Here is a 5,889-nt window from a genome sequence, read left to right as displayed (position 1 = left end):
TGAACTACTTCTTCTTCGTCGCCGAGGAAGTGCGCGAGATCATGGCGCAGCTCGGCGTCGCGAAGTTCGACGACCTGATCGGCCGCGCCGACCTGCTCGATACGCGCAAGGGCATCGAGCACTGGAAGGCGAAGGGCCTCGACTTCTCGCGCGTGTTCTACCAGCCGGAAGAGTGCGAGGACGTCGCGCCGCGCCACGTCGACGTGCAGGATCACGGCCTCGAGCGCGCGCTCGACCACGTGCTGATCGAGAAGGCGAAGGCCGCGATCGAGAACGGCGAGCATGTGTCGTTCATCCAGCCGGTGCGCAACGTGAACCGGACGGTCGGCGCGATGCTGTCGGGCGTGATCGCGAAGAAGCACGGCCACGACGGCCTGGCCGACGACGCGGTGCACATCCAGCTGAAGGGCACGGCCGGCCAGAGCTTCGGCGCGTTCCTCGCGAAGGGCGTGACGCTCGACCTCGTCGGCGACGGCAACGACTACGTCGGCAAGGGCCTGTCGGGCGGCCGGATCATTATCCGTCCGACCAACGACTTCCGCGGCAAGTCCGAGGAAAACATCATCTGCGGCAACACGGTGATGTACGGCGCGATCGAAGGCGAAGCGTTCTTCCGCGGCGTGGCCGGCGAGCGCTTCTGCGTGCGCAACTCGGGCGCGACGGCGGTCGTCGAAGGCACGGGCGACCACGGCTGCGAATACATGACGGGCGGCACGGTCGTCGTGCTCGGCGAGACGGGGCGCAACTTCGCGGCCGGCATGTCGGGCGGCCTCGCGTACATCTACGATCCGGAAGGCACGTTCGCGGCGAAGTGCAACAAGTCGATGGTCGCGCTCGAGCCGGTGCTGCAGCAGGCCGAGCAGGAACGCACGGTCGACCGCGCGCTCTGGCACGAAGGCACGACGGACGAAGCGCTGCTCAAGGGGCTCGTCGAGCGTCATTTCCAGTTCACGGGTTCGCCGCGCGCGAAGTCGCTGCTGGAAAACTGGGACGCGGCGCGCCGCCAGTTCGTGAAGGTGTTCCCGCACGAATACAAGCGCGCGCTGGGCGAGATCGGTGCGAAGAAGGCGGCGAAGGAAGTGCTGGCCGCCTGAGCGACGAACGACATAGCGAATGCCGCGCGCGCCTGACGGCCGCGCGCGGCTCCCCCACCCGATACACCGAACAGAAGAGCACCTTATGGGCAAGGCAACCGGTTTTCTGGAGTTCGAACGCCGCCACGAGGCGTACGAAGCACCGCTCACGCGCGTGAAGCACTACAAGGAATTCGTCGCGGCACTGACCGACGCGGACGCGAAGATCCAGGGCGCGCGCTGCATGGATTGCGGCATCCCGTTCTGCAACAACGGCTGCCCGGTCAACAACATCATCCCGGACTTCAACGATCTCGTTTACCGCCAGGACTGGCAGCAGGCGATCGAAGTCCTGCACTCGACCAACAACTTCCCGGAATTCACGGGCCGCATCTGCCCGGCGCCGTGCGAAGCGGCGTGCACGCTCGGGATCAACGACGATCCGGTCGGCATCAAGTCGATCGAGCACGCGATCATCGACAAGGCTTGGGGCGAAGGCTGGGTCAAGCCGCTGCCGGCCGAACACAAGACGGGCAAGAAGGTCGCGGTCGTCGGTTCGGGCCCCGCGGGCCTCGCCGCCGCGCAGCAGCTCGCGCGCGCGGGCCACGACGTGACGGTGTTCGAGAAGAACGACCGCATCGGCGGCCTGCTGCGTTACGGGATTCCCGACTTCAAGCTCGAGAAGTGGCTGATCGACCGCCGCATGCGCCAGATGGAAGCGGAAGGCGTGACGTTCCGCACCAGCGTGTTCATCGGCAAGGAGCCGCTGCCCGAGTCGATCGGCAGCCTCGCGAAGGAAACCATTTCGCCGGACACGCTGAAGGAAGAATTCGACGCGGTCGTGATCGCCGGTGGTTCGGAAACGCCGCGCGACCTGCCGGTGCCGGGCCGCGAACTCGCGGGCGTCCATTTCGCGATGGACTTCCTGCCGCAGCAGAACCGCGTGAACGCGGGCGACAAGCTGACCGACCAGCTGCTCGCGAAGGGCAAGCACGTGATCGTGATCGGTGGCGGCGATACGGGTTCGGACTGCGTCGGCACGTCGAACCGTCACGGCGCGAAGCACGTCACGCAGTTCGAGCTGCTGCCGCAGCCGCCGGAAGAGGAAAACAAGCCGCTCGTGTGGCCGTACTGGCCGATCAAGCTGCGCACGTCGTCGTCGCACGACGAGGGTTGCGAGCGTGACTGGGCGGTCGCGACGAAGCGTCTCGAAGGCAAGAACGGCAAGGTCGAGAAGCTGATCGCGGTGCGCGTCGAGTGGAAGGACGGCAAGATGCAGGAAGTGCCGGGTTCCGAGTTCGAGATGAAGGCCGATCTCGTGCTGCTCGCGATGGGCTTCACGCAGCCGGCCGCGCCGGTGCTCGACGCGTTCGGCGTCGCGAAGGATGCGCGCGGCAATGCGCGTGCGGCGACCGAAGGCGATCGTTCGTACTACACGTCGGTCGACAAGGTGTTCGCGGCAGGCGACATGCGTCGCGGCCAGTCGCTCGTGGTGTGGGCGATCCGCGAAGGCCGCCAGTGCGCGCGCTCGGTCGACGCGTACCTGATGGGGCATTCGGAACTGCCGCGCTGAGCTGAAGCGCGCGAGCGGGTTTCGATGGAAGCCGGGCGTCCGAAAGGGCGCCCGGTTTTTTATTTTTGAGGCTGCGAGCGAGCGCGAGCTTGTTCGGTTGCGGCGCCCAACGGATCGATGGTTTGCCCGTAGCTTGCAAGCTGCCCGTTGCAATCAATCATCGCGGTGTATCGGGTTTCGTCGACGCGCAGCGGGAATTCCCACACACCCAGCTTCCATGCGTGATACTGCGGCGCGCCGTCGAACCGGATGCTGTCCGGCGGTATTCCATGCTCTTCGAGAAGACGGGCCTGGACATTTTTTCGTAGCGCGTCGACAGACATGTCGGGGCAACTGCCTTCGGTCCGCTCATATCGGGATGTCGCGACGACGATGAACAGCAATGCGTAAGTGCAGATCGTTGCGATCACTAGCCAGAGAACCAGCTGGAGCGATCCGCGTATGACTCTGGAAATCATGGTGCGCTCGAGGTGGGATGAGCAACGTGAGGGGTAATCCGGGCGGGTATTTCGGCCACCGGATTTTCACCCCGGACGCGCGCGAGCCGGTAGCCCTGAGTGGAGGACGTCGCGTCTCCATGCCGCATTTTCGCGAAGCGTCGTCTAACCTGATGACATCCGGCTCCGATTTCTCGTCATCTCAAATCCTTTCGTTTTGTAATAATCCTTGAGAACTGTCATATCATGTCGCCCCTCGGGCCGCGTTCGCGGTCGCCGCACATGACTGACGTAATTTACAAGGACTCTGGATGGAAGCATTCGTGCAAGGGCTGATCGAAGCCGTCAACGGCGTGCTGTGGAACTACGTGCTGATCGCGCTGCTGCTGGGCGCCGGCGCGTGGTTCACGTTGCGGTTCCGGATGATCCAGCTGAAGGCGCTGTTCCTCAGCATGAAGCTGGTCGGCAGCAAGGGCGAGCCGGGCAGCATCTCGTCGTTCCAGGCGTTCGCGACCGGGCTCGCGAGCCGCGTCGGCACCGGCAACATCGCCGGCGTCGCGGTGGCGCTGACGGTCGGCGGCCCGGGCGCGATCTTCTGGATGTGGATGACCGCGCTCGTCGGGATGTCGTCCGCGTTCGTCGAGGCGACGCTCGCGCAGATCTTCAAGGTGTCGCACCCGGACGGCAGCTATCGCGGCGGCCCCGCGTACTACATCCAGACGGGGCTGCGCTCGTGCGGCTTCGGCGTGCTGTTCTCGCTGTCGCTGATCCTCGCGTTCGGCTTCGTGTTCAACGCGGTGCAGGCCAACGCGATCGCCGATGCGTTCCATACGTCGTTCGGCTGGCGTCGCGAGACGGTCGGCCTCGGTCTCGTGCTGCTTTCCGCGCCGATCATCTTCGGCGGCATCCGCCGCATCGCGACGGTCGCGCAGGTGATCGTGCCGCTGATGGCGATCGGCTACCTCGCGCTCGCGGTCTACGCGGTCGCGACGCACATCACGCTGGTGCCCGGCGTGATCGCGTTGATCGTGAAGAGCGCGTTCGGCCTCGAGCAGGCGGCCGGCGGCCTGACCGGCTATGCGGTCAGCCAGGCGATCGCGATCGGCGTGAAGCGCGGGCTGTTCTCGAACGAGGCGGGGATGGGCAGCGCGCCGAACGCGGCCGCGACCGCCAGCACGCGCCACCCCGTCACGCAGGGGCTGATCCAGATGCTCGGCGTGTTCGTCGACACGATCGTGATCTGCAGTGCGACCGCGTTCGTGATCCTGCTGTCGGGCCAGTACGAACTCGGCACCGGGATGGAGGGCGCGGCGCTCACGCAGCGCGCGATTTCGAGCCACGTCGGCGACTGGGGCGGCATCTACATGGCCGTCGCGATCTTCTTCCTCGCGTTCTCGTCGGTGATCGGCAACTACGCGTATGCGGAAGGCAACGTCGAATTCATCACGAAGCGGCGCGGCGTGCTGCCGCTGTTCCGCATCGCCGTGCTCGGCATGGTGATGTTCGGCAGCGTCGGGCAACTGCCGCTCGTGTGGGCGATGGCCGATACGAGCATGGGCCTGATGGCGATCATCAACCTGATCGCGATCCTCGCGCTCGGCAAGTACGCGCACGCCGCCTGGGCCGATTATCGCCGCCAGCGCGCGGCCGGCGTCGCCGATCCGGTGTTCACGCGCAACACGATCCCCGAACTCGCACGCGTGCTGCCGGCCGACGTGTGGGGCGAGCATGGCCCGCTGCCGCAGCGTCCGGTTGCTTCCGCTGGCGCATCGAACGCGCCGCGGGCCGCCGCGAGCGAATCATGAACGGCGACCGGCTCCGTGCGTTCGTCGCGCTGATGCCCGATGCGGCATCGCGCGACGCGCTGCACGCGTTGCCGGTTACCCGCGGGGCGCGGCGTACGCTGCCCGCGCAACTGCACATGACGCTCGCGTTCATCGGCGCAATCGAGCGGGAGCGGTGCGACGCGCTGGCCGCGCACCTGCCCGCGCTCGCGGCCGCGCATGCGTTGCCGTCGTTGCCGGTCGAGCGGATCGCGTGGTGGCCGAGCCTGCCGCGTGCGCGGCTGATCGTCGCGGAGCTCGCGGCCGATGCCGCTTGCGTCGCGCTGAATGCGGGGCTGGCGGCGCTGTTGCGCGAACTCGGCGTGCCGGCCGACCGGCGGCCGTTCCGGCCGCACGTGACGCTCGCGCGGCTGCCGCACGATGCGATCGGCCAGCCCGCGCACGGCGGCGCGCCGGGGCGGCCCGTCGAGGTGCGCGTCGAAGCGCTGACGCTGTTCGAAAGCCGGCTGTCGCAGGAGGGCGTGTCGCATCGGCCGATCGTATCGGCGCCGATTGCACGCGCGGACGACAGCGTCGGCGCTGAGGAGCGGCCCCACGAATGAATTTTTCCAGCTAGTGCAACGTGCCTTCCCGCCCGCATGGCGGCGTCGCTCGTCGTGATTGGCGCGAACATGCCTACCTGCCGTACCGCGCGAGCGTCAGCCCCGCCAGATCGATCTCCGGCGTGCGTCCGGTGACGAGATCCGCGACCACCTTTCCCGAACCCATCGACATCGCCCAGCCCGTCGAGCCGTGGCCGACGTTGAGCCAGAGGCCGTCGATCCCGCTCGCGCCGAGCAGCGGCGGCCCGTCTGGCGTCATCGGCCGGCGGCCGACCCAGAAGCGCGCCGACGTGCGATCGGCCGCGTGCGGGAACCAGTCGTCGAGCACCTTCATCAGCGTGTCGAGCGCCTGTTGCCGCAACGCCGCGTGGCGATTGCCGAGCTCCGCGGTGCCGGCGACGCGCAGCGTCGGGCCGAAGC

Annotated in this window: 5 protein-coding genes and 1 pseudogene; 4 read left to right on the top strand and 2 right to left on the bottom strand. The window is 67.2% G+C overall.

The window, feature by feature from the left end; all coding sequences use genetic code 11:
* Together JMF90_RS20845 and JMF90_RS20840 are read left to right on the top strand one after the other, a co-directional pair.
* Window positions 1-1,094: pseudogene (locus JMF90_RS20845) on the top strand (glutamate synthase subunit alpha); the annotation flags it as partial.
* An 85-nt stretch (window positions 1,095-1,179) separates the two neighbouring features.
* Window positions 1,180-2,646, top strand: coding sequence for a glutamate synthase subunit beta (locus tag JMF90_RS20840; protein WP_054928289.1), 1,467 nt, complete (start codon window positions 1,180-1,182; stop codon window positions 2,644-2,646).
* Between the two features lie 59 nt (window positions 2,647-2,705).
* Here JMF90_RS20840 and JMF90_RS20835 read toward each other — a convergent pair whose 3' ends face one another.
* On the bottom strand, window positions 2,706-3,104 hold the full coding sequence (locus tag JMF90_RS20835) for a hypothetical protein (RefSeq protein WP_054928290.1): 399 nt from the start codon (window positions 3,102-3,104) through the stop codon (window positions 2,706-2,708).
* A 290-nt stretch (window positions 3,105-3,394) separates the two neighbouring features.
* On the opposite strand from JMF90_RS20835, the gene JMF90_RS20830 reads away from it, so the two are divergent.
* Together JMF90_RS20830 and thpR are read left to right on the top strand one after the other, a co-directional pair.
* On the top strand, window positions 3,395-4,888 hold the full coding sequence (locus JMF90_RS20830; protein WP_011546621.1) for a sodium:alanine symporter family protein: 1,494 nt from the start codon (window positions 3,395-3,397) through the stop codon (window positions 4,886-4,888).
* Window positions 4,885-5,469: an RNA 2',3'-cyclic phosphodiesterase gene (thpR, locus tag JMF90_RS20825; protein WP_011546620.1), complete on the top strand. Its 585-nt coding sequence runs from the start codon at window positions 4,885-4,887 to the stop codon at window positions 5,467-5,469. The genes JMF90_RS20830 and thpR overlap by 4 nt, the downstream gene beginning before the upstream one ends.
* Before the next feature lie 73 nt (window positions 5,470-5,542).
* Here thpR and JMF90_RS20820 read toward each other — a convergent pair.
* Window positions 5,543-5,889 (bottom strand): FAD-dependent oxidoreductase (locus JMF90_RS20820; RefSeq protein ID WP_201325380.1); only part of this gene is annotated, 347 nt, incomplete at its 5' end.

Origin of the sequence: Burkholderia sp. E168m23 (genome assembly GCF_016586125.1) — a bacterium.
Lineage (GTDB): Bacteria > Pseudomonadota > Gammaproteobacteria > Burkholderiales > Burkholderiaceae > Burkholderia > Burkholderia orbicola.
This window is presented reverse-complemented; position numbering and strand designations above follow the sequence as displayed.